The sequence below is a fragment of the Haloferax sp. s1 genome, assembly GCF_058382125.1.
In genome coordinates this window covers 1-1506 of record NZ_JBZRPK010000160.1, presented here as the reverse complement: position 1 = coordinate 1506, position 1506 = coordinate 1, and the positions used below count along the sequence as shown (strand labels likewise).

2 protein-coding genes are annotated in these 1506 nt (G+C 63.1%); both read left to right on the top strand.

Annotated elements, in window-relative coordinates:
- On the top strand, positions 1–1139 hold a 1139-nt coding region (locus tag QT222_RS01240), incomplete at its 5' end, for a pyridoxal phosphate-dependent aminotransferase (RefSeq protein ID WP_491476043.1).
- Between the two features lie 153 nt (positions 1140–1292).
- On the top strand, positions 1293–1506 hold a 214-nt coding region (locus QT222_RS01235; protein ID WP_491476042.1), incomplete at its 3' end, for a universal stress protein.

The following is a 1506-nucleotide window of genomic DNA, read 5'->3' as shown; positions in this document are numbered from 1 at the left end:
CCCCCCTTCCCGCCCGCGCCAACCGGGTCCCCCCCCGGGGTCCCCGCCGGTTCTCCGACCTCGCGGGGGAGGTAGACGTTGTCTCCCCCCTCGGGGCGGGTAACCCGGCCTCCTCGGCGCCGTGGGCCGCTCGAACCGCCGCTATCGACTCGCTCGAACGCGGGAAGACCTCGTACACCTCGAACCGCGGCATGCGCGAACTCCGGGAGGCGATTTCGGAGCGCGTCACCCGCTACGGACAGGAGTACGACCCCGAAAACGAGATTATCGTCACAACCGGTGCCAGCGAAGCCGTCGACCTCGCGTTTAGAGCCTTCGTCGATGCTGGCGACGTGGTTGCCATCCCGCAACCGTCGTACATTTCGTACACGCCGGGGGCCATCTTCGCCGGCGGCGAGCCGCTGCCAGTGCCGACTCACGCCGAAGACGAGTTCAAACTCACGCCGGAGGCACTCGAAGCGGCGGGTGCCGACGAAGCTGACGTGCTGGTGCTTTGCTACCCGAACAACCCGACCGGCGCGGTAATGACCGACGAGGAACTCGCCGATGTGGCGGACTTCGTCAGGGAACACGACCTGCTCGTCCTCTCGGACGAGATATACGCCGACCTTCGGTACGAAGACGACCACGCCTCAATCGCAACCCATCCTGGAATGCGCGAGCGAACCATCGTGTTCAACGGGTTCTCGAAGGCGTACGCGATGACCGGCCTACGTCTCGGCTACGCGATGGGACCGCCGGAAGCCATCGACGCGATGAACAAGGTCCACCAGTACGCGATGCTCTCGGCACCGACGACTGCGCAGTACGCGGCGCTCGAAGCCCTGCGGTCGTGTGACGATGCCGTCGAGGAGATGCGCACGGAGTACGACCGTCGCCGACGGTTCGTCCTCGCTCGCTTCGACGAGATGGGACTCGACTGCTTCGAGGCGAAGGGGGCGTTCTACGTCTTCCCCGAAGCGCCCGATGGCGACGACGAAGCATTCGCGGAAGGACTCCTCGAAGAGCAGAACGTCGCGCTCGTCCCAGGGAGCGTCTTCGGAGCGGGCGGCGAAGGCCACCTCCGCGTCTCGTACGCGACAAGTATGCGAGAGCTTCGCGAGGCGATGAACCGAATCGAAGCGTACGTCACCGAGTAGTTCGGCGACTCGTACGACTCGGGCTATCGCCCTGAGTCTTCACCGAACATCCCCTCGAAACGTATTTTCCCCACCGGAGGTTGCACTGATTACCGTTTGTTACTTACCCATGCGTGAGAAAGACTAACACACATGGGGCACAGATATTGAGTTATGTACGACAACATTCTCCTCCCAGTTGATGGGAGTCCGGCCGCCGAGCAGGCCATCCCACACGTGTTTGGACTCGCAGAGCAGTACGACGCGACAGTTCACGTGTTGTTCGTCGTGAACACCAACCGGGATAACGTCGGCATCGTTGGGGGTACCGTCCTCGAGGCTCTCGAACAGGAAGGTCAGCAAGTCGTTGATGAAGTCGTCTCACGGG